The organism is Pseudoduganella sp. GW821-FHT05F09, from assembly GCF_059419605.1.
Genome location: NZ_JBWKSD010000003.1, coordinates 621,061 through 645,023 on the forward strand (window position 1 = coordinate 621,061; position 23,963 = coordinate 645,023).

General features: G+C 66.1%; 25 protein-coding genes. 17 read left to right on the forward strand and 8 right to left on the reverse strand.

The window, feature by feature from the left end; all coding sequences use genetic code 11:
* Positions 1-34: 34 nt before the first annotated feature.
* Positions 35-496 carry an rRNA maturation RNase YbeY gene (gene ybeY / locus AC07S4_RS12665; protein ID WP_494986981.1) on the reverse strand — a complete coding sequence of 154 codons (462 nt, stop codon included), beginning with the start codon at positions 494-496 and terminating at the stop codon, positions 35-37.
* Positions 480-1,538: a PhoH family protein gene (locus tag AC07S4_RS12670; protein ID WP_494986982.1), complete on the reverse strand. Its 1,059-nt coding sequence runs from the start codon at positions 1,536-1,538 to the stop codon at positions 480-482. The genes ybeY and AC07S4_RS12670 overlap by 17 nt, the downstream gene beginning before the upstream one ends.
* Before the next feature lie 155 nt (positions 1,539-1,693).
* Here AC07S4_RS12670 and AC07S4_RS12675 point away from each other — a divergent pair, with 155 nt between their 5' ends.
* Both AC07S4_RS12675 and AC07S4_RS12680 read left to right on the forward strand, forming a co-directional pair.
* Entirely contained in the window at positions 1,694-1,996 is a 303-nt protein-coding gene (locus AC07S4_RS12675; protein ID WP_494986983.1) for a hypothetical protein, read from the forward strand.
* Between the two features lie 243 nt (positions 1,997-2,239).
* A complete protein-coding gene (locus tag AC07S4_RS12680) occupies positions 2,240-2,569 on the forward strand; it encodes a hypothetical protein (protein WP_161073809.1) in 330 nt (109 codons plus the stop codon).
* A gap of 44 nt (positions 2,570-2,613) precedes the next feature.
* On the opposite strand, the gene AC07S4_RS12685 is transcribed toward AC07S4_RS12680, so the two are convergent.
* Entirely contained in the window at positions 2,614-3,459 is an 846-nt protein-coding gene (locus tag AC07S4_RS12685) for an HDOD domain-containing protein (protein ID WP_494986984.1), read from the reverse strand.
* Positions 3,456-3,800 (reverse strand): hypothetical protein, encoded by a 345-nt coding sequence (locus tag AC07S4_RS12690; protein WP_494986985.1) that lies wholly within the window; start codon positions 3,798-3,800, stop codon positions 3,456-3,458. The genes AC07S4_RS12685 and AC07S4_RS12690 overlap by 4 nt, the downstream gene beginning before the upstream one ends.
* Positions 3,801-3,941: 141 nt before the next feature.
* Between AC07S4_RS12690 and AC07S4_RS12695 the strand changes: the two genes are divergently transcribed.
* The 4 genes from AC07S4_RS12695 (at position 3,942) to AC07S4_RS12710 (ending at position 6,798) form a co-directional block, all read left to right on the forward strand.
* Positions 3,942-5,534 carry a sensor histidine kinase gene (locus AC07S4_RS12695; protein WP_494986986.1) on the forward strand — a complete coding sequence of 531 codons (1,593 nt, stop codon included), beginning with the start codon at positions 3,942-3,944 and terminating at the stop codon, positions 5,532-5,534.
* A 61-nt stretch (positions 5,535-5,595) separates the two neighbouring features.
* On the forward strand, positions 5,596-6,147 hold the full coding sequence (locus AC07S4_RS12700) for a DUF1697 domain-containing protein (RefSeq protein ID WP_494986987.1): 552 nt from the start codon (positions 5,596-5,598) through the stop codon (positions 6,145-6,147).
* 27 nt (positions 6,148-6,174) lie between these two features.
* Positions 6,175-6,576: a DUF3224 domain-containing protein gene (locus AC07S4_RS12705; protein ID WP_494986988.1), complete on the forward strand. Its 402-nt coding sequence runs from the start codon at positions 6,175-6,177 to the stop codon at positions 6,574-6,576.
* A 45-nt stretch (positions 6,577-6,621) separates the two neighbouring features.
* Positions 6,622-6,798, forward strand: a complete 177-nt coding sequence (locus AC07S4_RS12710) for a hypothetical protein (protein ID WP_494986989.1) — start codon at positions 6,622-6,624, stop codon at positions 6,796-6,798.
* Between the two features lie 5 nt (positions 6,799-6,803).
* Here AC07S4_RS12710 and AC07S4_RS12715 read toward each other — a convergent pair whose 3' ends face one another.
* Positions 6,804-7,673, reverse strand: a complete 870-nt coding sequence (locus AC07S4_RS12715) for a LysR family transcriptional regulator (RefSeq protein WP_494986990.1) — start codon at positions 7,671-7,673, stop codon at positions 6,804-6,806.
* A 77-nt stretch (positions 7,674-7,750) separates the two neighbouring features.
* Between AC07S4_RS12715 and AC07S4_RS12720 the strand changes: the two genes are divergently transcribed.
* The 11 genes from AC07S4_RS12720 to urtE all read left to right on the forward strand — a co-directional run bounded on the left by AC07S4_RS12720 (position 7,751) and on the right by urtE (position 19,112).
* A complete protein-coding gene (locus tag AC07S4_RS12720) occupies positions 7,751-9,154 on the forward strand; it encodes an MFS transporter (protein WP_494986991.1) in 1,404 nt (467 codons plus the stop codon).
* Positions 9,155-9,261: 107 nt separating this feature from the next.
* Positions 9,262-10,086: a ChaN family lipoprotein gene (locus AC07S4_RS12725; RefSeq protein ID WP_494986992.1), complete on the forward strand. Its 825-nt coding sequence runs from the start codon at positions 9,262-9,264 to the stop codon at positions 10,084-10,086.
* 28 nt (positions 10,087-10,114) lie between these two features.
* On the forward strand, positions 10,115-10,438 hold the full coding sequence (locus tag AC07S4_RS12730; RefSeq protein WP_494986993.1) for a thioredoxin family protein: 324 nt from the start codon (positions 10,115-10,117) through the stop codon (positions 10,436-10,438).
* Entirely contained in the window at positions 10,439-11,053 is a 615-nt protein-coding gene (locus AC07S4_RS12735; RefSeq protein WP_494986994.1) for a peptidoglycan recognition protein family protein, read from the forward strand.
* A gap of 12 nt (positions 11,054-11,065) precedes the next feature.
* Positions 11,066-12,343 (forward strand): MFS transporter, encoded by a 1,278-nt coding sequence (locus AC07S4_RS12740; protein ID WP_494986995.1) that lies wholly within the window; start codon positions 11,066-11,068, stop codon positions 12,341-12,343.
* A 108-nt stretch (positions 12,344-12,451) separates the two neighbouring features.
* On the forward strand, positions 12,452-13,570 hold the full coding sequence (locus AC07S4_RS12745) for a porin (RefSeq protein WP_494986996.1): 1,119 nt from the start codon (positions 12,452-12,454) through the stop codon (positions 13,568-13,570).
* A gap of 80 nt (positions 13,571-13,650) precedes the next feature.
* Positions 13,651-14,850, forward strand: coding sequence for an urea ABC transporter substrate-binding protein (gene urtA, locus AC07S4_RS12750; protein WP_494987143.1), 1,200 nt, complete (start codon positions 13,651-13,653; stop codon positions 14,848-14,850).
* A 2-nt stretch (positions 14,851-14,852) separates the two neighbouring features.
* The gene (gene urtB / locus AC07S4_RS12755; protein WP_494987144.1) at positions 14,853-16,475 is read left to right on the forward strand and encodes an urea ABC transporter permease subunit UrtB; all 1,623 of its coding nucleotides are present in this window, start codon (positions 14,853-14,855) and stop codon (positions 16,473-16,475) included.
* Complete coding sequence (urtC, locus tag AC07S4_RS12760; RefSeq protein WP_494986997.1) at positions 16,472-17,632, forward strand: urea ABC transporter permease subunit UrtC; 1,161 nt, start codon at positions 16,472-16,474, stop codon at positions 17,630-17,632. The genes urtB and urtC overlap by 4 nt, the downstream gene beginning before the upstream one ends.
* Complete coding sequence (gene urtD, locus AC07S4_RS12765; protein ID WP_494986998.1) at positions 17,629-18,405, forward strand: urea ABC transporter ATP-binding protein UrtD; 777 nt, start codon at positions 17,629-17,631, stop codon at positions 18,403-18,405. Before urtC ends, urtD begins: the two co-directional genes overlap by 4 nt.
* Positions 18,406-18,413: 8 nt before the next feature.
* Positions 18,414-19,112: an urea ABC transporter ATP-binding subunit UrtE gene (urtE, locus tag AC07S4_RS12770; RefSeq protein ID WP_494986999.1), complete on the forward strand. Its 699-nt coding sequence runs from the start codon at positions 18,414-18,416 to the stop codon at positions 19,110-19,112.
* 52 nt (positions 19,113-19,164) lie between these two features.
* On the opposite strand, the gene AC07S4_RS12775 is transcribed toward urtE, so the two are convergent.
* The 3 genes from AC07S4_RS12775 to AC07S4_RS12785 are packed head-to-tail and all read right to left on the reverse strand — an operon-like array spanning position 19,165 to position 23,899.
* Positions 19,165-20,133, reverse strand: a complete 969-nt coding sequence (locus AC07S4_RS12775) for a response regulator (protein WP_494987000.1) — start codon at positions 20,131-20,133, stop codon at positions 19,165-19,167.
* On the reverse strand, positions 20,114-23,581 hold the full coding sequence (locus AC07S4_RS12780) for a hybrid sensor histidine kinase/response regulator (protein WP_494987001.1): 3,468 nt from the start codon (positions 23,579-23,581) through the stop codon (positions 20,114-20,116). Before AC07S4_RS12780 ends, AC07S4_RS12775 begins: the two co-directional genes overlap by 20 nt.
* A gap of 60 nt (positions 23,582-23,641) precedes the next feature.
* Positions 23,642-23,899 carry a hypothetical protein gene (locus tag AC07S4_RS12785; protein WP_494987002.1) on the reverse strand — a complete coding sequence of 86 codons (258 nt, stop codon included), beginning with the start codon at positions 23,897-23,899 and terminating at the stop codon, positions 23,642-23,644.
* Between the last annotated feature and the right edge of the window lie 64 nt (positions 23,900-23,963).

Here is a 23,963-nt window from a genome sequence, read left to right on the forward strand (position 1 = left end):
GGCGGGTTAGCGCGGAGCGCGTAACCCGCCATTGCTACGCGTAAGGATCGGCGTAGCCCAGCCCCGCCAGGATCTCGGTTTCCAGGCCTTCCATCTCGGCCGCTTCCTCGTCGTCCATGTGGTCGTAGCCTTGCGCGTGCAGCACGCCGTGCACGATCAGGTGGGCCGTGTGTTCCTCCACCGTCTTCTTCTGCTCGGCCGCTTCCTTCTCCAGCACGTCGGTGCACAGGATGATGTCGGCGCGGGTCGGCTCGTCCTCGGCGTAGTCCTCGCCCTCGTTGTAGGCGAAGGTCAGCACATTGGTGGCGTAGTCCTTCTCGCGATAGTCGCGGTTCAGCACGCGGCCTTCCTCCGCATCCACAAAACGGATGGTCAGCTCGGCCGGGGCGAACAGCGCCGCCTTGATCCAGCGGCGTACCATGGGGCGGGTGATGCCGTCCTGCAGGCGCGGGTCGGCGTATTGCACCGACAGGGTCAGTTTATTTTTTTCGGACATGTTTAACAGCGGCAGTCTTGGCTGGGGTGAACAGGGGGGAGATTTCGGCCGAGGCGTTGTGCGCGCTCTCGTAGGCGTCCACGATGCGCGCCACCAGCGGGTGGCGCACCACGTCCGCGCTGGAGAACTGCGTGAAGGCGATGCCGCGCACGTCGCGCAGCACGTGGCTGGCGTCCACCAGGCCGCTCTTCTGGCTTTTCGGCAGGTCGATCTGGGTGGTGTCGCCGGTGATCACGGCCTTGCTGCCGAAGCCTATGCGGGTCAGGAACATTTTCATCTGTTCCACCGTGGTGTTCTGCGCCTCGTCCAGGATCACGAAGGCGTGGTTCAGCGTGCGTCCGCGCATATAGGCCAGCGGCGCGATCTCGATCACGCCTTTTTCGAACATTTTCTGCGTGCGGTCGAAGCCCAGCAGGTCGTACAGCGCGTCGTACAGCGGGCGCAGGTACGGGTCCACCTTCTGCGCCAGGTCGCCCGGCAGGAAGCCTAGGCGCTCGCCCGCCTCCACCGCCGGGCGGGTCAGGATGATGCGCTTGACCGCGTCGCGCTCCAGCGCGTCCACCGCGCAGGCCACCGCCAGATAGGTCTTGCCGGTGCCGGCCGGTCCCAGGCCGAAGCTGATGTCGTGGTCGAGGATGTTGCGCAGGTATTTGATCTGGTGCGGCGTGCGGCCGCGCAGGTCGGCGCGGCGCGTCTTGAGCACCGGGCTGGTGATGTCCGGCTCGTTGAACGGCGGCTCCTCCTGGTCCGGCTCGAGCGGCGGCGCCAAGCCGGCGCGCTGCTCCACCAGGGCCAGCTGCACTTCCTCCACCGGCACCACTTTTTGCGCCACGTTGTAGAACTGCTCCAGGATCTGCACCGCGCGCTCGGCGTTGGTGCCGTTGACGATGAATTTCTCGCCCCGGCGGAAGATGGTCACATCCAGCGCGGCGGAAATCTGGCGCAGATTCTCATCCAGCGGCCCGCACAGGTGCGCCAGGCGCGTGTTGTCGAGCGGTTCCGGGATGAAATAATGCGGCTGGACTGGTGTCTTGGTTTTCAATGGGCGCTGCCTGGTAGGGTGTACTGGATGCCGGTAGTTTACCGTATCGCGGGGGCGCCGGTGTTTTTCCCGGACCTGTTGATGTTTCGTCATTGCTTTCGGCCGGGCTTGCCCTACAGTCGTTGTGAGGGCCTTACTTTTCAATGGAGCAAGCCATGGCAGTCAGTGCGATTCCCAGCGCGGGCGGCAGCCCGGCGCAGCAGACCAGCGCCGTTACCGACCAGCGCGCCGAACAGGCCCGCCAGGCGCGGCGCGAGGAGGCGGCGCGGCGCGAGCAGGAGACGGCCAGCGCCGAGCAGCAGACCCAGCAATCCCAGCAGGCCGCGCGCGCCGAGCAGGAGCGCCAGACCCAGCAGGCCGACGCCGTGAAGCGGCAGCAACTCGAATCGCAGCAGAGCAGCCAGAACAGCACGTCGCCATCCGCCCGGATCGGCCAGAACATCAATACGACTGCGTAACTCCCCTGGGCTCCCCTCGGCCCGCCCCCTGCGGGCGTTTTTATTTCCTGATAGTTCTTTCGTGCGCCACGGAATATTCCCGTGTGTTGAAATGGCATTGTTGCTAAGAATTCTAGCGGGTGCTTGACCTAACACAAGCTTCGCTAGTTGCAGCTTGGCCTGAACGGGCTGGTTTGGTATTAGAATTGTTATTGAAATTGCAATGCCAATCCGGGATAGACAACTCACTAGACGAGGAAAATCATGGCACACCACGCCCTTGCTTCTCAAGAAAGCTATAACCCCAACCATCTGCTGGATATGCTGCTAGGAAAAATGCAGCTGAAGAACGACGCCGCGCTGTCGCGCATGCTGGAAGTGGCGCCGCCCGTCATCAGCAAGATCCGCCACCACCGCCTGCCGGTTGGCGCCTCGCTGCTGATACGCATGCACGAAGTGACCGGCATGAGCATCCGCGACCTGCGCGACCTGATGGGCGACCGCCGCACCAAGTACCGCCTGTCCGACGCGCAAGGACGCCCCAAGCCGGAGGACCGGCCGGAAAAGCAGGAAGCCGGCAGTTACGCGCACTGAGGCGCGCGGTGACAACGCTGGGGCCGGGACTGCAAAGTGCCGGCTTAGCTCAGCAGCACCATGGCAATTTCTTCGTATTGCAGTTCCGTCTCGCGGAACAGTTGTAGATAGATGGTTTCATCGAGGCCCAGCGCAGTCCAGGCCACGGTGGAGACCGGCGGCACCAGGCCGTCCGGGATTTGCGCCAGATCGAGCGCATGGGCAATGGCGTCCGCCACGTGGATGATGGCGGCCAAAAAGCCCGCACCCGGCGCTTCCGGGTTGTGGTGGTGGGCGATCGCCAGCCGCATCGTGTCCGAAAAATTCCAGTGTTCCGCCAGCGCCATGCCGGCGTCGACGTGGTCGATGCCCAGCACCGTGCGTTCGGCCTCCAGCGGCAGGCAGTCATGCTCGTTGCGGTAGGCCAGCGCCTGTTCGTACTCTTTCGGGAAACAGGCCACCAGCACCAGCCGGCCGATATCGTGCAGCAGGCCGGCCGTGAAGGCGTAGTCCTGGTTGAAGCGCATCTGGCGCGCCAGCACCTTGGCGCAGGCCGCGCTGGCGATCGAGTGGCGCCAGAAGGCCTTGTGGTCGAAGCCGGCGCAGGAGCGCTCGGCGAAGCAGCCGGTCAGCGCGGCCGCCGTGATCAGGTTGCGCGTGGCCTGGAAGCCCAGGTAGGTGATGGCCTGCTGGATGGTGGTCACCTTCACTTGCAGCCCGTACAGCGAGGAATTGGCCAGGCGCAGCGTCTTGGCGGTCAGCGCCTGGTCGTGCGAGACCTTCTTGGCCAGCACGGAAATGTCCACGTCCTCCTGGTCTATGCTGTTGAGCAGCTCCATCACCACGGCGGGCAGCGAGGGCAGGTCGTCCAGGTTTTTTACTACATCGTCGTATGTCAGCATGGTGCTCATTCTTCTGCCGGGGCCTGACCCAGGCGGTAATCGGTGACGAAGCGGCGCAGCAGGGCGGTGGCCCAGTCGGTGTCGCTGTCCGGTTCGTTCTTGCGGAACAGGTGCTCGATGCGCGCGATGCGCTGCTCCTGGCTGGCGGCCTGCTCGGCCTCGCTGGGCTGCTCGGGCAGCGCTATCGGCAGCATGGCGATGCCGTGGCGCGGCATCAGCGCCAGCGTGGCGTCGGTCAGCACCGTACCCTGCGGCAGCAGCACATGGCCCTGCGCGTCCAGCAGTTCGTCCGACAATATCATTCCGGCTTGCACCTCGCCCAGGGGCAGGTGCTGATAACTGGCAGTCATTGCAGCCTCCGTCATTCTCGTCGCATGATCTTACCATCGGCGCCGCGGCGCGGTCGAAAATCTTGCCAAGTTGCTAGCCATACTTTACATTGGGGCGTTGCCGTCATATCCGTGCCGCGCAAGACTGGGAGGAGCTGCTCGATGTTTGGAATTCAAGGTCGGCTGACCTTGCTGTTCGTGGTGATCGTGACCCTGGTGCTGGGCATCTCCGGCACCTATGCGCAATACAGCCTGAGCCACGAACTGGAAGTGAACAACCAGCGCCTGCGCCAGGGCGTGCTGACGCGGCTGCAAACCAGCCTGCCGTCCGCGCTGTGGGACCTGGATAAGGCCAAGGTGGACAACATCGTGGCCGCCGAAATGCTGCCGCCCGAGCTGGTGGCGATCCGCGTCTACGACACCTCGGTGGGCCTGTTCTCGGGCAAGCTGCGCGCCGACAGCGGCGCCATCAGCGGCATCGAATCGGATACCGCCGTGGGCGGCACGCCGGTGGTGGCCGACCTGGCCTACCGCGACGCCGGCGCGGCCGGCAGCGCGCCCAAGCCGGTGATCGTGGGCCGGGTGGTGGTCAACTTCAGCCGCGCGCAGATGGACGCCACCCTGCGCAGCGAGGTGCAGCGCAAGGTGATCGAGGTGCTGATACTCGATTCCATCCTGGTGGCGGCGCTGGCGCTGAGCCTGCGCATCGTGTTCGATCCGCTCAAGCAGCTGCGCGACGGCCTGCATGACCTGGCCACGCGCGGCTCGGACGAGGTGGGCGAGCTGCCGGAGAGCCGGCGCGACGAGCTGGGCCAGGTGATACGCGGCTTCAACGCCATCCAGCGCCGCGTGAAGGCGATTATCGGCCGCACCCGCGAGGCCGAGGACGAGGCGCGCCGCGCCGCGCAGGAAACGGCGAAAGCGCTGGACGACCTGCGCCGCACCCAGGAGTCGCTGCTGCAGGCCGAGCGCCTGGCCTCGCTGGGCGGCCTGGTGGCCGGCGTGGCGCACGAGATCAACACCCCGGTGGGTATTGCGCTGACCAGCGCCTCCATCCTGGCCGAGGCGACCGAGAAGGTGCACCAGTCGGTGGCCGACGGCGCCATCAAGAAGTCGGAGATCCTGAAATACCTGGAAACGGCCAGCGAGAGCACCAAGCTCATCATGAACAACGCCTACCGCGCCGCGCACCTGATCCACAGCTTCAAGCAGATCGCGGTGGACCAGGTGAGCGAGGCGCGGCGCCGCTTCGAGCTGCGCGAATACATCGGCGAGGTGGTGTCCAGCCTGCAGCCCAAGCTGAAGAAGACGCATATCAGGGTGGACATCGACTGTCCGGCCGAGATTGTGCTCGACAGCTATCCGGGTGCGCTGGCCCAGGTCATCACCAACCTCACGCTGAACTGCGTGGAGCACGCCTTCGAGCCGGACGCCGAGGGCCGCATCGGCATCAACGTCAAGCCGGACGGCGACTGGATAGAGATGCAGGTGGTGGACAATGGCAAAGGCATCCCGCCGGACATGCTGGACAAGGTGTTCGATCCCTTTGTCACCACGCGCCGGGGGCAGGGCGGCACCGGGCTGGGGCTGAACATCGTGTTCAACCTGATCGCCAAGCAGTTCGCCGGCACCATCACGGTGTCCAGCACGCTGGGGCAGGGCGCCAGCTTTGTGCTGCGCATGCCGCGCGTGACGCCGATCGAGAGTGGACCGGGCAGCATCGAACCGCATGCGGACGCGCCGCTGCACGTGTAAAGCGCACGCCGCTTAAATTCCAGCTGCCGCATACTATGGCTTTGCCGTGAAGGAGACAAGGATGGCAATACGCAGGCAGATCGCCCTGCTGCGCGGCATCAACGTGGGCCGCGCCAAGCGCGTGGCCATGGCCGACCTGCGCAAGCTGATTACCGACCTGGGTTATGACGATGTGCGCACGGTGCTCAACAGCGGCAACGTGGTGTACGACTGCCCGGACGGCGCCTGCGGCGGCGCCGAAGCCGCCGTCCGCATCGAGGAAGCGCTGGTGCTCAAGCTGGGCGTGGGCGCGCGCGTGACGGTGCTGGAGGCCGGCCAGCTGGCCCAGGTGGTGGAGGACAACAGCCTGCACGCGCTGGCGGACGACCCCTCGCGCCTGCTGGTGGCCGTGCTGACCAACCCGGCCGACAGCGGCAAGCTGCAGCCCCTGGCGCACCAGGACTGGACCCCGGAAGCGTTTGCGCTGGGCCGCTGGGCGGCCTACCTGTGGTGCGCGGACGGCGTGCTGGCCAGCCGCGCGGCGGCCGCCATGGGCAAGCTGCTGGGCGACGCCGTCACCACCCGCAACTGGACCACGATCAATAAATTGCACGCGCTCGCCTGCGAGCGCTAAGTCCCGAAGTTCACTAAGGAGCACATCATGGCGGTCGTGGAAGGCGAGTTTGACGTAACAATGAGTCCCGAGCATATGTCGGTGGGCGCGTCTGGCTTCGGCCTGCACCGCATGGTGCTGGACAAGCGCTACCACGGCGCGCTGGAGGCCAGCGGCAACGGCGAAATGCTGAGCTTTATGGGCGCGGCGCAAGGCTCGGCCGGCTACGTGGCCATGGAGCGCGTAGAGGGCACGCTCGACGGCCTGAGCGGCGGCTTTACCCTGCAGCACAGCGGCATCATGGACCGCGGCCAGCCCAGCCTGAGCGTGCTGGTGGTGCCCGACTCGGGCAGCGGCGAACTGACCGGCCTCAGTGGTAAACTAGGCATACGCAACGAAGGCGGCAAGCACTTCTATACCCTCGATTATGTGATTGCAGCCCTGCCTTAGCGTTTGCGCTACAATGGCGCATTATTTTGCTCTACGGCAACAAAAATGAATAAAGATCTATACAAGGGCGCGCTGATCATGGTCGGCCTGGTGGTGGTGCTGGTGGTGGGCTCGTTTGCGCTGGCGGACAACGGCTTGCAGAAGGCCAGCTGCGTCGGCCGTGCCATTACCAGCGGCATTTCGGTCGGCAATATCGCCGCCGTGTGCGGCCTGGGCCGCTAGGCTTCCTAGCTAGTCCCTGCGTCGAAGCACGCCGCGAAAGCGTGCCGCGCCGGATGGTGCAGCACGTCGCCGCGCCACACCAGCATGGTCTGCACCAGGGCCGTTTGCGGCGGCAGCGTGTGGCACTGGATGCTGCCCCCGAGCTGGCGCTGCTTCAACACTTCTTTGGGCATCAGCGCCACGCCCATGCCGGCGGCCACGCAGCCCAGTATCGCCTCGAAAGTGCCGAATTCCGAAATGCGGGTGGTGGCCACGTCCGCCTCCGCGAACCAGTTCTCCAGCCGCCGCCGGTAGGCGCAGCCGCTGCGGAACACCAGCAGCGCGCGCCGCGCCACGTCGCGCGGGCTGCGCACCGGGCCTTGCGCGGCGTCGGTCAGCAGCACCAGCTCCTCCTCGAACACCGCCAGCTGCGCCAGCTCCGGCCGCAGCACCGGCGCGGCCACCAGGGCCACGTCCAGCTTGTGGTTCAGCACCGCCTGCACCAGCTGGTCGGTGGGGGCGGTTTCCAGCAGCAGGTCCACCTCCGGATGCCGACGGTGGAAGGCCGCCAGCACCAGCGGCAGGCGCGCCGCCGCCGCCGTTTCCATGGCGCCTATGCGCAGCTGGCCGGCCGGGCGCTGGTCGCCGCGCACCGCCGCCTGGGCCTCGTCGGCCAGGGTCAGCAGGCGGCCGGCGTAGGCCAGCAGGCGTTCCCCCTCGGCGGTAATCAGCAGGCGCCGGCCGGAACGGTGGAACAGCGGCACGCCCAGCGTCTCCTCCAGCTGCGCCAGGCGGGCCGACACATTGGACTGCACGCGGTTCAGCCGCGCCGCCGCCTGGGTGACGCTGCCTTCTTCGGCCACGGCCTGGAAAATGCGGAGCGCGGACAGTTCCATGATGTTTCTCTATATGCGATGAATGTCTTCATTATTATTCATTTTTCGGGATATGCAAACCCGCCTATAGTGGAAGCATGAAAACCGCCACCACACCCTCGCGCGCTGTATTGCTGGCCTGCAGCTTCGCCTTCATCATCGTCCAGCTCGACGTCACCATCGTCAACGTCGCCTTGCCCCGCATGGGGCGGGACCTCGGCGCCAGCGTTGGGGACCTGCAATGGGTGGTTGACGCCTACACCCTGGGTTTTGCCGTCTTCCTGCTCTCGGCCGGCGTGCTGGGCGACAAGTTCGGCTCGCGCCGCGTGTTCCTGGGCGGCTTCTGGCTCTTTACGCTGGCTTCGCTGGCCTGCGCGGCGGCCACCGGCGCCGTCATGCTCAATGTCGCCCGCGCCGCCCAGGGCATAGGCGCGGCGCTGCTGGTGCCCAGTTCGCTGGCCATCCTGAACGCCGCCTACGCGCACGACAAGGCGCAGCTGGCCAAGGCCGTGGGCTGGTGGACGGCGGCCGGCGGCGTGTCGATTGCCATCGGGCCGGTGCTGGGCGCCGTGCTGCTGGAGCTGGCGGGCTGGCGCAGCATCTTCTGGGTCAATATTCCACTGTGCCTGGCGGGCGCCTGGCTCACGCTGCGCACCGTGCCGGCGGCGGCGGGCAAGGACCCCGGCCGCGCCTTCGACATGCCGGGCCAGCTGCTGGCCGTGGTGGCGCTGACCGCCTTCATCGGCGCCGTCATCGAAGTGCATGCGCTGGGCTGGACCCACGCGATGGTGCAGGGCGGCCTGGCGCTGGCCGCTGCGGCCTTCGCCGTGTTCCTGCTGGTGGAGGAGCGCAGCAAGTCGCCCATGCTGCCGCTGGCGCTGTTCCGCAGCGCCGGCTTTTCCGGCGCGGTGGCCTTCGGCGTGCTGGTGAACTTCGCCTACTACGGCGTGATCTTCGTGCTGAGTTTCTATTTGCAGACCGTGCGCGGCTACACGGCCCTGGCGGCGGGCGTGATGTTCCTGCCGCTGACCGGCACCTTCATCTTCTCCAACATCGCCAGCGGCCGCGTGTCGGCGCGCACCGGGCTGCGCACGCCCATGATACTGGGCGGGCTGATAGGCTCCAGCGGCTACGCGCTGCTGGGCGTGTTCGGCATTTCGGACCATGCGGGCTTCTGGGCCATGCTGCCCGGCCTGGCGCTGATCCCGGCCGGCATGGGACTGGCCGTGCCGGCCATGACCACCTCCATCCTGTCCAGCGTGGGCGCGGGGCAGGCCGGCACCGCGTCGGCCGTGCTGAACACCGCGCGCCAGGTGGGCGGCGCGCTGGGCGTGGCCGTGTACGGCTCCATGGTCGCCGCCGGCACGCCTGCCTTGGCCATGGGCGGCCTGCGCACCGCGCTTGCCGTCTCCGCCGCGCTGCTGCTTGCCGCCGCCGCGATTGCCTGGCAATGCATCGCCGCGCCTGGCGGGTTACGGCGCCCGGCTGCGCCGTCCGCCTAACCCGCCCTACGGTCCACCGGGATGCCGGCGCCGTCCATGCAGCATCATCGCCACACAAAGAGCCGCTTGCGCTAGACTGGAGCATTCTCCAACCCAAGCAAAGCAATATGAACCGCTCCCTACCCGCGCTGCTGCTGGTCGCCGCCGCCATCGCCGGCTGTGCAGGCAGCAAGAACAAACCCCAACCCGAACCCGTCACCGCCAACCCGCAAGTACTGCTGCTGGGCGAGGTGCACGACAACCCCGACGGCCACAAGTTGCGCTACCAGCACCTGTTCCAGCGCGTGGAAGCCGGCTGGCGCCCGGCCATCGCCATGGAGCAGTTCGACCGCGAAAACCAGGCCCTGCTCAACAAGGCGCAGAAGGACTGCCGCGACGCCCAGTGCGTCATTCTGGTGATGGCCGGACCGCGCTGGGACTGGGACCAGTACCGCCCCATCATCGACCTGGCGCTGCGCTACGACCTGCCGCTGATTGCCGCCAACCTGTCGCGCAAGGACGCCTCCCTGGTGGTGCGCGACGGCGTGGCCTCCAGCTTCGACGAAAAAACCGTGGCCGAGTACCGCCTGAAGGAAGCGCTGCCGGCCGATATCGTGCAGGCGCAGCAAAAGGAAATCGTGGCCGGCCACTGCAATATGCTGCCGGACATGATGGTGCCCGGCATGGTCAACGCCCAGGTGGCGCGCGACATCTGGATGGCCAAGCTGCTGCGCGCCCAGCAGCCGCGCGACGTGGTGCTCATCGCCGGCAACGGCCATGTGCGCAAGGACTACGGCGTGCCGCGCTGGCTCAATGCGCTGGAGCCGAAACTGGCCGTGCGCAGCGTGGGCTATGTGGAAAGCGCCGCCGCGCCCGGCCTGTACGACGCCAGCTACACGGTGCCCAAGAAGCAGCGCCCGGACCCGTGCGCCAGCCTGAAACCGAAATCGTAGATCATGCAGGCATAAGGAGGGTTCGATAATGGAAACGATATACAAGGAAAGCGCACCCACGCGCGCCGAGATCGACGCGCTGCGCGGGCCGGCGGTGCTGGAGTTCGGCACCAACTGGTGCGGCTACTGCCGCTCCGCCCAGCCCGCGCTGGCGGAAGCCTACGCGGACCACGCGCAGGTGCCGCACTACAAAGTGGAGGACGGGCCGGGCCGCTTGCTGGGCCGCTCCTTCCGCGTGAAGCTGTGGCCCACGCTGGTCTTCCTGCGCGACGGCCAGGAAGTGGCGCGCGTGGTGCGTCCCGAGAACGCCGACGAAATCCGCGCAGGCTTTGCGCACATCACTGGAGAATAAATGCGATCGTTGATTTGCGCCGCAGCCATGCTGCTGCAACTGCCCGTTTGGGCCGCCGACCTGCCGCCCGCGCTGGCGCAAACCGAAAGCCGCATCGTATCGGTGGCCGCCTGGGGCGGCACGCCGGCCGATCCGGCCAAGGCGCGCAAGCACACCATCAAGCACATCACGCTGCACCACCAGGGCGAGCCATTCCCGGAAGGGAAGGACCCGCAGGTCTACCTGCGCAACCTGCAAACCTGGTCGCGCAACACCAAGCACTGGCTGGACATTCCCTACCACTACATCATCGACCTTGATGGCCGCATCTACGAAGGCCGCAGCATAGACTACGCGGGCGACACCAACACCGAATACGACCCCACCGGCCACGCGCTGATTGAAGTGGTGGGCAACTTCGAGGAAGTGCAGCCCAACCAGAAGCAGCTCGACGCCACCGCCGACCTGATGGCGCTGCTGGCAATGAAATACAATGTAGCCCCGGCCACCATCCACGGCCACAAGGATTACTCGGCGCAAACCGTCTGCCCCGGTGTCAATCTGTACCGCTATCTGGAAAACGGCTACCTCCGCGACCAGGTGACGCAGCGTTTGCAATCGTCCCTTCCCAAGTAATCCAGGAGTGTTATGAGCCAGTCCCAACCCGGCGCGCACAAGGTCAATTCGCCCGGCACCGTTTTATTCGCCAGCCTGATCGGCACCACCATCGAATTCTTCGATTTCTATATTTACGCGACCGCCGCCGTGCTGGTCTTCCCCAAGCTGTTCTTCCCTGCCAGCGACGCGGCGGCCGCCACCTTGCAGTCGCTGGCCACCTTCGCCATCGCCTTCTTCGCGCGGCCGATAGGTTCGGCCGTGTTCGGCCACTTCGGCGACCGCGTCGGCCGCAAGGCCACGCTGGTGGCGGCGCTGCTGACCATGGGCCTGTCCACCGTCGCCATCGGCCTGCTGCCGACCTATGCCAGCATCGGCACGCTGGCGCCGCTGCTGCTGGCGCTGTGCCGCTTCGGCCAGGGCCTGGGCCTGGGCGGCGAGTGGGGTGGCGCAGTGCTGCTGGCCACCGAGAACGCGCCGCCGGGCAAGCGCGCCTGGTACGGCATGTTCCCGCAGCTGGGCGCGCCGATCGGCTTCTTCCTGTCCGGCTCCATCTTCCTGCTGCTTAGCCAGGTGCTCACCGACGCGCAGTTCTTCGCCTACGGCTGGCGCATTCCCTTCGTCTCCAGCGCGCTGCTGGTCATCGTCGGCCTGTACGTGCGGCTGAAGATCACCGAAACGCCGGACTTCCAGAAAGTGCTGGACAAGGGCGAGCGCGTGAAAGTGCCGGTGGTGGCCGTGCTGCGCGACCACACCCGCATGCTGGTGCTGGGCACGCTGATGGCCATGGCCACCTTCGTGCTGTTCTACCTGATGACGGTGTTCACCCTGAGCTGGGGCACCACCGCGCTGGGCTACACGCGCAAGGACTTCCTGATACTGCAGCTGTTCTCGGTGCTGTTCTTCGGCCTGACCATCCCCGTCACCGCGCTGGTGGCGGACCGCTACGGTCGCCGCCTGACGCTGATCGTGGTGTCCGCGCTGATCATGGCCTTCGGCCTGGTGCTGGCGCCGCTGTTCGGCTCCGGCAGCACGGTGGAAGTAACGCTGGCCATGTCGATCGGCCTGGGCCTGATGGGCATGACGTATGGACCGCTGGGCACCATGCTGTCCGAGCTGTTCCCGGCGGAAGTGCGCTACACGGGCGCCTCGCTCACGTTCAACCTGGCCGGCATCCTGGGCGCCTCGCTGGCGCCGTATGCCGCAACCTGGCTGGCCACGCACTACGGCCTGGGCTACGTCGGCTACTACCTGTCCACCGCAGCGGGCCTGAGCCTGATCGCGCTGCTGCTGTGCCGCTCGCGCAACTGATGCGCGGGCGTGGCCGCGTAGCCACTACGTAGGTTGACGTATGTCGTAGTCATTCCTCAATGGTTAATCTCATGTCAATAGTGAACCACAACATGAGAGAGGCCTGGAATGACTACGATACGAAAACGAGCGCTATGCGCCATGCTGGCCGCCGCGCCCATGCTGGCGCAGGCCGGCGCAACCATCAAGATAGGCGAGGACAAGTCGGTCAGCGTGGGCTTCGGCATGCGCGGCTCTTATTCCAGCATCGAGGACGGCGCCTCCAACGGCACTTCGCGCTCGAATGACCTGAACCTGGACAGCGCCCGCCTGTTCTTCGGCGCTTCGCTGAACAAGAACATCAAGGGCATGTTCAACACCGAGTGGGACGGCGACAAGATCCGCGTGCTCGACGCGGCGGGCCAGTTCGCCATCTCGCCCGAACTCAATATCTGGGCCGGCCGCCTGCTCTCGCCGAGCGACCGCGCCAACATGGCCGGGCCTTACTACTCGCTGGGCGGCGGCTACTGGGCCGGCGTGTCCTCCCGCTACGGCTACAACGGCGGCATCTTCCGCGGCCGCGACGACGGCGTGGTCGTCTGGGGCAATGTGCTCGACGGCGGCAAGCTGGGCTACTCCTTCGGCGCTTTCGAGGGCCATACCTTCGGCATCGGCTCGCTGACCCAGAACCAGGCCAAGGCGGCCGGCGTGAAAACCTCGGATTCGCTGATGTACGCGGGCCGCCTGCAATACGACTTCTGGGACGCCGAGCCGGGCTACTACGGCACCGGCAACTACCTCGGCGGCAAGGACATCCTGGCCATCGGCGTGGCCGCGCGCCAGCAGAAGGACGGCGTGCTGACGGTGGGCCGCGTGGGCGACTACAGCGCCTGGAACGTGGACTTCCTGCTGGAGAAACGCATCCCCGGCTCCGGCGCCGTCGCCATCGAAGCGGCCTACTACGACTACGACACGGACAACGTCATCAAGTCCGAACAGGGCGAAGCCTGGTCCGCCGGCGTGTCCTACATCTTCGACCAGGGCCTGGGCTGGGGCAAGCTGCAGCCCTTCGCGCGCTTCCAGAAATTCAAGCCGGACACCAACCTCAATACGCGCCAGAGCGACATCGGCGTGAACTACATCATCGACGGCTACAACGCGCAGATCAGCGCCGTGTACTCGCGCACCAAGGTCGCGGCCGCGCCGGACCAGAACAAATTCGTCGTCGCGCTGCAACTCCAATATTGAACCCACACTTTACGAGGACCGCCATGCAAACTCGCCGCACATTCATCGCCACCTTCACGCAGATCGCCGCCGGCGCCGCCATGCTGATCGGAGGCGTTTCCGCGCAAGCGGCCGACACCATCAAGGTCGGCATCCTGCATTCCCTGTCGGGCACGATGGCCATTTCCGAAACGTCGCTCAAAGACGTGGCCTTGATGACCATCGACGAAATCAACGCCAACGGCGGCGTGCTGGGCAAGAAGCTCGAAGCCGTGGTGGTGGACCCGGCTTCGAACTGGCCGCTGTTCGCCGAAAAGGCGCGCCAGCTGATCGCCAAGGACAAGGTGGCCGCCGTCTTCGGCTGCTGGACCTCGGTGTCGCGCAAGTCCGTGCTGCCGGTGTTCAAGGAGCTGAACAGCGTGCTGTTCTACCCAGTGCAGTATGAAGGCGAGGAGCTGGAGAAGAACGTGTTCTACACCGGCGCCGCGCCCAACCAGCAGGCCATTCCCGCCGTGGAGTACCTGATGAGCAAGGACGGCGGCTCCGCCAAGCGCTTCGTCCTGCTCGGCACCGACTATGTGTACCCGCGCACCACCAACAAGATCCTGCGCGCCTTCCTGAAGAGCAAAGGCGTGAAGGACAGCGACATCGACGAGGTCTACACCCCGTTCGGCCACGCGGACTACCAGACCATCGTCGCCAACATCAAGAAGTTCTCGGCGGGCGGCAAGACGGCGGTGATCTCCACCATCAACGGCGACTCCAATGTGCCGTTCTATAAAGAGCTGGGCAATGCCGGCCTGAAGGCGACCGACGTGCCGGTGGTGGCGTTCTCGGTGGGCGAGGAGGAACTGCGCGGCGTGGACACCAAGCCGCTGCTGGGCCACCTGGCGGCATGGAACTACTTCGAGTCGGTGAAGAACCCGGTCAATACGGAGTTCATCAAGAAGTGGAAGGCCTACGCCGTCGCCAAGAAGCTGCCCAACGCAAGCACCGTCGTGACGAATGACCCGATGGAGGCAACCTACGTCGGCATCCATATGTGGAAGCAGGCGGTGGAGAAGGCCGGCACCACGGACACCGACAAGGTGATCGCGGCCATGGGCGGCCAGAGCTTCAAGGCGCCGTCCGGCTTCACCCTGACCATGGACCCGACCAACCACCACCTGCACAAGCCGGTGATGATAGGCGAGATCAAGGGCGACGGGCAGTTCAGCGTGGTGTGGAAGACCAAAGACCCGCTGCGCGCACAGCCATGGAGTCCCTTCATCAAGGGTAACGAAGGCAAACAGAAGATGTGATGATGATGACGACCGCGACTCTTAAAGTGGCGCGGCGCGCGGTCGTCGCGGCTGCGCTCTGCCTGCAAGCCCTGGCGGCGCACGCCGCCATCGATCCCGCGCTGCTCGCCCCGCTGGCCGGCGGCGATCCGGACGCCCGCATTGAAGCGGTCGGCAAGATCGCCGCGCTGGCGGATGCTGATGCGCTCAAAGTGCTGCAGGCGCTGAACGGCGACACGCTGTACGCCACGCCGGACGGCGCCATCCTCGTGGTTGACGGCGACAAGGCGTGGAACCCCGCCACCGGCGCCACCGGCCCCGTGCCGGATGGCGTGGATGGCGTGGTCGTCAACAACCGCCTGCGCGGCGCGGTGGAGGGCGCGCTGTCGGGCATGGCGCTGCTGTCGCCGGACCGCGAACAGCGCCTGGCCGCCGCCCTGCAGCTGCAGGCCAAATCCGCCGACGCCGCCCAGGCGCCGCTGATCCGCAAGGCCTACGCGCTCGAAAAGGACATGGCCATCAAGCCCATCCTGCTATCCCTGGTCGCCACCGCCGACCTGCAGTCGCCCGATGCGGCCGTGCGCAAGGCCGCCGTCTCCGCGCTGGCTGACAGCGGCAGGGCCGCGCTGCGCCCGGTGCTGCAAGCCATGCTGGCGCAGCAGGGCGGCAGCTACGCCGAACCCGACGCCTCGGTGCGCGCCGCCGCCGTCGACGCGCTGGACCGCATCGACAGCCGCATCGCCCGCACGGAATTCGTCGGCAAGCTGTTTTACGGCGTGTCGCTGGGCAGCGTGCTGCTGCTGGCCGCGCTCGGCCTGGCCATTACCTTCGGCCTGATGGGCATCATCAACATGGCGCACGGCGAACTGCTGATGATAGGCGCGTACACCACCTATCTGTGCCAGTCCCTGTTCCGCAACTACTTCCCCGGCGCGCTGGACTGGTATCTGGCCGCCGCGCTGCCCGCCGCCTTCCTGGTGGCGTTCGCGGTCGGCGTGGCGCTGGAGCGCACGGTGATACGCTGGTTGTACGGCCGCCCGCTGGAAACCCTGCTGGCCACCTGGGGCATCAGCCTGATGCTGATGCAGCTGGTGCGCACCATCTTCGGCGCGCAGAACGTGGAAGTGGCCAATCCTTCCTGGATGTCCGGCGGCGTGACCGTGCTTGGCTCGCTGGTGCTGTCGTACAACCGCATCGCCATCATCGCCTTCGCCGTCATCGTGGTGGCGGCGGTCTGGCTGATACTGAACAAGACCCGCCTGGGCCTGTTCGTGCGCGCCGTCATGCAGAACCGCCGCATGGCCGACTGCGTGGGCGTGCCCACCGGCCGCATCGACATGATGACCTTCGGCCTGGGCTCCGGCATCGCCGGCCTGGGCGGCGTGGCGCTGTCCCAGCTCGGCAATGTGGGGCCGGACCTGGGCCAGGCCTATGTGGTGGACTCCTTCATGGTGGTGGTGCTGGGCGGCGTGGGCCAGCTGGCCGGCACCGTGATCGCCGCGCTGGGCCTGGGCGAAGTGAACAAATTCCTTGAACCGCTGGCCGGCGCCGTCATGGCCAAGATCGCCATCCTCGTGTTCATCATCATCTTCATCCAGCGCAGGCCGCAAGGGCTGTTCGCGATGAAAGGCAGGAGCGTAGAATGAGCACCTCACTGTATTCCTCCCGCGCGTGGACGCTGGTCTGCGCCGCCGTGGCGGTGGCCGCGCTGCTTCCGGTGCTGAACCTCGCCTTCCCGGCCGGGCACGCGCTGCACGTGTCCAGCTACGCCATGGGCCTGATCGGCAAATTCATGTGCTACGCGCTGGCCGCGCTGGCGCTGGACCTGGTGTGGGGCTACACCGGCATCCTGTCGCTGGGCCACGGCGTGTTCTTCGCGCTGGGCGCCTACGCCCACGGCATGTACCTGATGCGCGCCATCGGCCGCGACGGCGTCTACCAGAGCAATCTGCCGGACTTCATGGTCTTCCTCGACTGGAAAACCTATCCCTGGTACTGGTCCATGACGGACAATTTCTGGTACTGCATGGCGCTGGTGGTGCTGGTGCCGGGCGTGCTGGCTTTCGTGTTCGGCTACTTCGCCTTCCGCTCGCGCATCAAGGGCGTGTACTTCTCCATCATCACGCAGGCCATGACCTATGCCTTCATGCTGCTGTTCTTCCGCAACGACACCGGCTTCGGCGGCAACAACGGCTTCACCGACTTCAAGCGCATCCTCGGCTTCAGCGTCACCGCCCCCGGCACCAAGGCCGTGCTCTACCTGATCACGCTGGGCTTCCTGGCCGGCGCGCTGCTGCTGTGCCGCTGGATCGTCACGTCGAAACTGGGCCGCGTGCTGCAGGCCGTGCGCGACTCCGAATCGCGCCTCATGTTCATCGGCTACAACCCGCTGTGGTTCAAGCTGTTCGTGTGGACCCTGTCGGCGGTGCTGTGCGGCATAGCGGGCGCGCTGTACGTGCCGCAGGTGGGCATTATCAATCCATCCGAAATGTCGCCCGCGAACTCGATCGAAATGGTGATCTGGGCGGCGGTGGGCGGGCGCGGCACGCTGGTCGGCCCCATCATCGGCGCCTTCACCGTGAACGGGCTGAAAAGCTGGTTCACCGCCGCCTTCCCGGACCTGTGGCTGTTCGCACTGGGCCTCCTGTTCATCCTCGTCACGCTGTTCATGCAGAAGGGCATACTGGGCTTGATGGAAAAACTGAAACGTGGCGCGCCGCCGCCCGATCCGGCGCCGGCATCCGAAGCGGCACCGGCGCCTGGCACCGCTTCTGCCGCCACTCCTGCGAAGGAGGCGGCATGACAGTCAAACGCGAAGGGCTGGACACGGAACACGGCGTCATCCTCTACCTGGACGACATCACCGTTTCCTTCGACGGCTTCAAGGCGCTCAATAAACTGAGCCTGGACATTGCCGTGGGCGAGCTGCGCTGCATCATCGGCCCCAACGGCGCGGGCAAGACCACCATGATGGACGTCATCACCGGCAAGACGCGGCCCACTTCCGGCAGCGCCTTCTTCGGCCAGACCTACGACCTGGCGGGCATGACGGAATACGACATCGCGCACGCCGGCATAGGCCGCAAATTCCAGCGGCCCACGGTGTTCGAGCAGCACACGGTGTTCGAGAACCTGGAGCTGGCCGCCAAGATGGACAAGCGCGTGCGGCCCACGCTGTTCGCGCGCCTGAGTTCCGAGCAGCGCGACAAGATCGCCGAGATCCTGCGCCTGATACGCCTGAACGGGCAGGAGGACAGGCTGGCCGGGCTGCTGTCGCACGGCCAGAAGCAGTGGCTGGAGATAGGCATGCTGCTGATGCAGGAACCGCAGCTGATACTGCTGGACGAACCGGTGGCCGGCATGTCGGACGCGGAAACCGCGCGCACCGCCGAGCTGCTGAACGAGTTGCGCGGCAAGCATTCCATCATGGTGGTGGAGCACGACATGGGCTTTGTCACCGAGATTGCGCAGCAGGGCGAGGTGACGGTGCTGCACGAGGGCTCGGTGCTGGCGCAGGGCCGCATGGACCAGGTGCAGGCCGATGAACGCGTGATTGAAGTCTATCTGGGACGCTAGGGAGCCATATGCTGCAAGTCGAACAAGTGAGCCAGTACTACGGCTCGTCGCACACGCTGCGCGGCGTGTCGCTGTCGGTGGAGAAGGGCGAGTGCCTGACGCTGCTGGGCCGTAACGGCGTGGGCAAGACCACGCTGCTCAAGTGCCTGACCGGCGTGCTGCCGGTGGCGCGCGGCAAGGTGACGTTCAACGGTCGCGACATCACGCGCCTGAAGCCGCACCAGCGCGCGGCGGCGGGCATTGCCTACGTGCCGCAGGGCAGGGAGATTTTCGCGCGGCTCACGGTGGAGGAGAACCTGCTGATGGGCATGGCCACCTTGTCGCGGCGCGAAGCGGCCACCATCAGTGGGGAAGTGTACGAGCTGTTCCCGGTGCTGAAGGAGATGCTGGGACGGCGCGGCGGGGACCTCTCGGGCGGGCAGCAGCAGCAGCTGGCCATCGCACGCGCCTTGCTGGCCAGGCCCAAGCTGATTATCCTGGACGAGCCCACGGAGGGCATACAGCCTTCCATCATCAAGGACATCGAGCGGGTGATACGGCTGCTGCGGCAGCGCGGGGATATCGGCATACTGCTGTGCGAGCAGTATTTCGATTTCGCGCGCGCACTGGCGGACAAGTTCGTGGTGCTGTCGCGCGGCGAAGTGGTCGCCGCCGGCGCGCCGGACCTGATGGATGGCGAAGACGTAAGGCGGCATTTGGCGGTGTGACGGAGCTGGCGGGTTACGTGCTGCGCACTAACCCGCCATGCGCGCCGCCGGCTCAGGCGCTCGCCGCCATCGCCTCCGCCGAGCCGCGCAGCTTGTTGATGGCCAGCGACGCTGCCGCCGTGCGCGTCTCCACCCCCAGCTTCTCGAACACATGCTCCAGGTGCTTGTTCACCGTGCGCGGGCTGGTGCCGAGAATATCGCCGATGTCCCGGTTGGTCTTCCCCTTGATCACCCAGTGCAGCACTTCCGACTCGCGCATGGTCAGCTTGAACAGCGCCACCAGCGCCTGCACTTGCGCCGCGTCCGACTCCTCGCGCAGCACCACCATCCACTGCTCCTGGTTGCTCACGTCCGCCGCGCTGAAGATCAGCCGCGCCGCACCCTGGATCACGTTCAGCGGCGGATAATCCTGCCCCGCGCGCCGCGCCTCCACCGTGGCCGCCAGCCACGCCGTCAGCTCGGCCGGCGTATCGGCCAGCTGGCCCGTGCCCGGCAAGCCGAAATAATTCAGCATCAGCTGCCGTGCCAATGGCGTCTGCCACACGATGCGCCCGGTGCGCGGCCCTATCGCCAGCGTGGCGTTGCCGAAGGCGTCGAGCGCGCTGCGGGCCTGGTTCATCAGCCGCGCCGTCTGCAAGTGCGCGGCGATGCGCGCCAGCACCTCGCTCTGCCGCACCGGCTTGCTCACGTAGTCCGTGCCGCCCGCGTTGAAGGCCGCCAGCACGTGCTCCGTCTCGGTCAGCCCGGTCATGAAAATAATCGGCACATGCCGCGTGGCGATCTGCGCGCGCAGCTGGCGGCAGGTTTCAAAGCCGTCCATGCCGGGCATGACCGCGTCCAGCAGGATAATGTCCGGCACCGCCTGCGCGCAGCGCTCCAGCGCGGCCGCACCGCTGTTCGCCACCAGCACCGTAAAGCCGGATTCGTCCAGCGCATCGTGCAGCACGGCCAGGTTTTCCGGCACGTCGTCCACGATCAGTACCAGGTGGCCGGGGCGGTGCTCAAACTGCTTCGGTATCATGGTTGACTCCTTTTTTCTGTTCATGTTGTTCCTGCTGTTCCAACAGGCGCGCCATCGCATCGAGCTGGAAGCGGGCCGCGTGGCCGCGCATGGCGGCAATGAAGGCTGAGTACTGGGGGCCGAGCATGGCGATTTCGTCGAGCTGGTGGACGATGCCGCGCACATAGCCCAGCTTGAGCTGCGCGCGCAAGGGCTCCAGTTGCGCGGCGGGCGGGAAGATGAGCGCAGGCTGCGCTGCGGTCCCCGGCTCCACGATCTCGCTGCTGATGCCTTTCGGCGCCGCATGCGATATCCATTCCAGCTGCAGGCGGCGGCCTATCCAGTCCAGCAGCTCGGCCACGTTGACCGGCTTGACGAAGAAGTCCTCGGCGGCGATGGCGGCCGGGTTGTCCAGCCCCTTGTCATAGGCGTTGGCCGAGACGATGGCAATCGGCACGTCGGACTGGTGCACCTTGCGGATGATGTGGCTGGCCTCCCAGCCGTCCATCACCGGCATGGCCAGGTCCATCAGGATCAGGTCCGGGCCGAAGGCCGCGTAGTTCTCCACGCAGTCCGCGCCTGATACCGCCTGCGCCATCTCGAAGCCCAGCGGCGCCAGGATGTTGACCAGCAGCTCGCGGTCCACGCGTTCATTGTCCACCACCAGCACCTTGCGGCGCCGGCCCGCGTAGCCGGTGCGCACCGCTTCCGGCGCGCCGTCCGCGCGCGCCTCGGTGTGCACGCGCGGCAGCATCAGCCGGATCTTGAACACGCTGCCGCTGCCCGGCGTGCTGTCGAGCGTAAGTTCGCCGCCCATCAGCTGCGTCAGCATTTTGCTGATCGGCAGACCCAGGCCGGTGCCGGCTGCCCCCGCCTGGTCGCCCGCGCTGCCGCGCGTGAAGGGCTCGAAGATGCGTTCGCGTTCCGCGTCCAGGATGCCGGGGCCGCTGTCCTCCACCTCAAAGGCCGCCATGTCGCGCGCGTAGCGCACGCGGAACACAATCCCGCCGTGCTCCGTGAACTTGACCGCGTTGCCGAGGATGTTGATGAGGATCTGGCCCAGGCGCTTGCGGTCCGCGCGCACCACGCGCGGCAGCTCGCCGGTCAGTTCGTAGCGGAAGGACAGGCCCTTGCTGCTGGCCTGCTGCTCGAACATGCGCACGATCTGGCCGATGAAGTCCGGGAACTTCACTTCCTTCAGGTCGAAACTGAGCTTGCCGCCTTCGATGCGCGCAATGTCGAGCGTGCCTTCGATCAGCGACAGCAAATGCTCGCCGCTGCCGCGTATCACGCGGATGGCCTGCTGGCGGTGCTCCGGTATCGACGGGTCGTTGTCCAGCAGCTGCGCGTAGCCGAGGATGCTGTTGAGCGGCGTGCGGATTTCGTGGCTGATGCCGGCGATATAGCGGCTCTTGGCCTGGTTGGCCTGGTCGGCTTGTTTCTTGGCCTGCTGCAGCTGCGCGTCGGTCTGGCCGTGCAGCTCGATCTCGCGCGTCAGCAAGCCGGTCTGGCGGTTCGACTCCTCCTGCGCCACGCGCCGGCTTTCGCTGGTGAGCACCAGCCACCAGGCCACGATGCCGCTGGCCAGCAGCAGCGCGCCGAAGATCTTGATGAAGGCCAGCCGCAGCTGCGGCAGCATGCTGGACCCGGCCTCGATCAGCAGCCGCTCCTCGTGCACGTAGATCAGGCCGAGCAGGCCGCCCAGGAACAGCACCGTCACCATCATCAGCAGCAGGTAGTGGCCAAGGCCGCTGGTAATGTAGGGCCACATGGACTTGGGCAGCAGGGCTTTCATGGCGCTGTCCCACTGCGCGGTAAAGCGGGCGTGCGGCTTGCACACGTCGTTGCAGCGCGCGTCCAGGCAGCAGCACAGGGAGCAGATCGGCCCCTGGTAGGCCGGGCAGTGCGCCATGTCTTCCTGCTCGTATTCGCGGGAGCAGATGCAGCAGACCTTGTTGAGCGTCCCCGCCGGCGCGGGCTGGCGCGCAATGTAGTACTTGCCCCTGGTGGCGATGGCGATCAGCGGCGAGGCGATGAAGGCCGTGCCCAGCGCGATGAAGGCCGAGAAGGCCTGCGCCTGCGCGCCGAACAGGCCCGCGAACGCGGCCACCGACAGGGCCGACGCCAGCACCATGGCGCCCACGCCCACCGGATTGATGTCGTACAGGTAGGCGCGGCGGAACTCGATGCCCTTGGGGCTCAGCCCCAGCGGCTTGTTCACCACCAGGTCCGCCACCACGGCGGTGATCCACGAGATGGCGATGTTGGAGTACAGCCCCAGCACCTGGTCCAGCGCCTGGAACACGTCCAGCTCCATCAGCAGCACGGCGATCAGCGCGTTGAACACCGCCCACACCACGCGCCCCGGATGGCTGTGCGTCAGGCGGGCGAAGAAGTTGGACCAGGCCAGCGAACCGGCGTAGGCGTTGGTGATATTGATTTTGACCTGAGAGATGATGACGAAGCAGGCCGTCACCAGCACGGCGGCGGTGGGGCTGGCGAACACCTGCTGGAAGCCGGCCAGGTACATCTGGTTGGGATTGACCGCCTGCGCCAGCGATACGCCGCTGTTGATGGCCAACACGGCCAGCAGCGCGCCGCCCAGCATCTTGGCGATGCCCAGCAGGATCCAGCCGGGGCCGGCGGCCAGCACGCCCAGGTGCCACTGGATGCGGTTCTTTTCGGTCTTCTCCGGCATGAAGCGCAGGAAGTCCACCTGTTCGCCGATCTGCGTGATGAGGGCCACGCCGACGGCGGTGGCGGCGCCGAACATCAGCATATTGAACTTGCCGTTGTCCGGCGACTGCCCGGCAAAGCTGCCCAGCTGCGACAGCAGTTCCGGCTTCTTGGCGATGATGGCGATGAAGGGCAGCACCAGCAGCACCAGCCACACCGGCTGCGAAATCATCTGGATGCGGCTGATGAGGGTTACGCCGTGCGTCACCAGCGGTATCACCACCAGCGCGCTTGCCATATAGCCCAGGTAGAGCGGCAGGTGGAAATACAGCTCCAGCGCATAGGCCATGATGGCCGCCTCCAGCGCGAACAGGATGAAGGTGAAGGAGGCGTAGACGAAGGACGAGATGGTGGAGCCGATATAGCCGAAGCCGGCGCCGCGCGTGAGCAGGTCCATGTCCACGCCGTATTTGGCGGCGTAGTAGCTGATCGGCAGGCCGGTCAGGAAGATGATCAGGCCCACCGCCATAATCGCCCAGAAGGCGTTGATGAAGCCGTAGTTGACGGCGATGGTGCCTCCGATCGCCTCCAGCACCAGGAAGGAAATGGCGCCGAAAGCCGTGTTCGAGACGCGGAACACCGACCATTTGCGGAACGAGCGCGGCGTGTAGCGCAGCGCGTAGTCTTCGATGGTTTCGTTGGCCACCCAGGTGTTGTAGTCGCGGCGTATCTTGACGATGCGCTGCGGCGGTTCCTGGTCGGCCACGCCCGTTTTTGGTGCAGACACCGTCATTTCGCATTCCCAGGTAGCGTAGTCCTGGTATGTCTAGCAAGATTTACGCCCGCAGGCCTGCTATTGCACCAGCAGGCGCTCCAGTATCTGGTCCCGGTGGCTCATGACGAAGTCGATAAACACCGGTTCCTTCACGGTCAGGCGCACCAGGCCGGGGAGCAGGGCGTAGGAGTAGGTGGCCAGCGTGCGCATGGCCGCGTCGTTGCCCAGCAGCGCGCGCGCATTGCCGTTGGCCTTCCCGCCCAGCATGGGCAGGATCTGTTCGCGGTGCCGGGTCAGCACCTGGGTCAGTGGGATCATCAGTTTGTCTGGATTCATGTCGGCCTCGCGCGTGGTAAGGAGCTTCGATGATGGCGCGGGCCGGAGGCGGATGTTCTGCGCT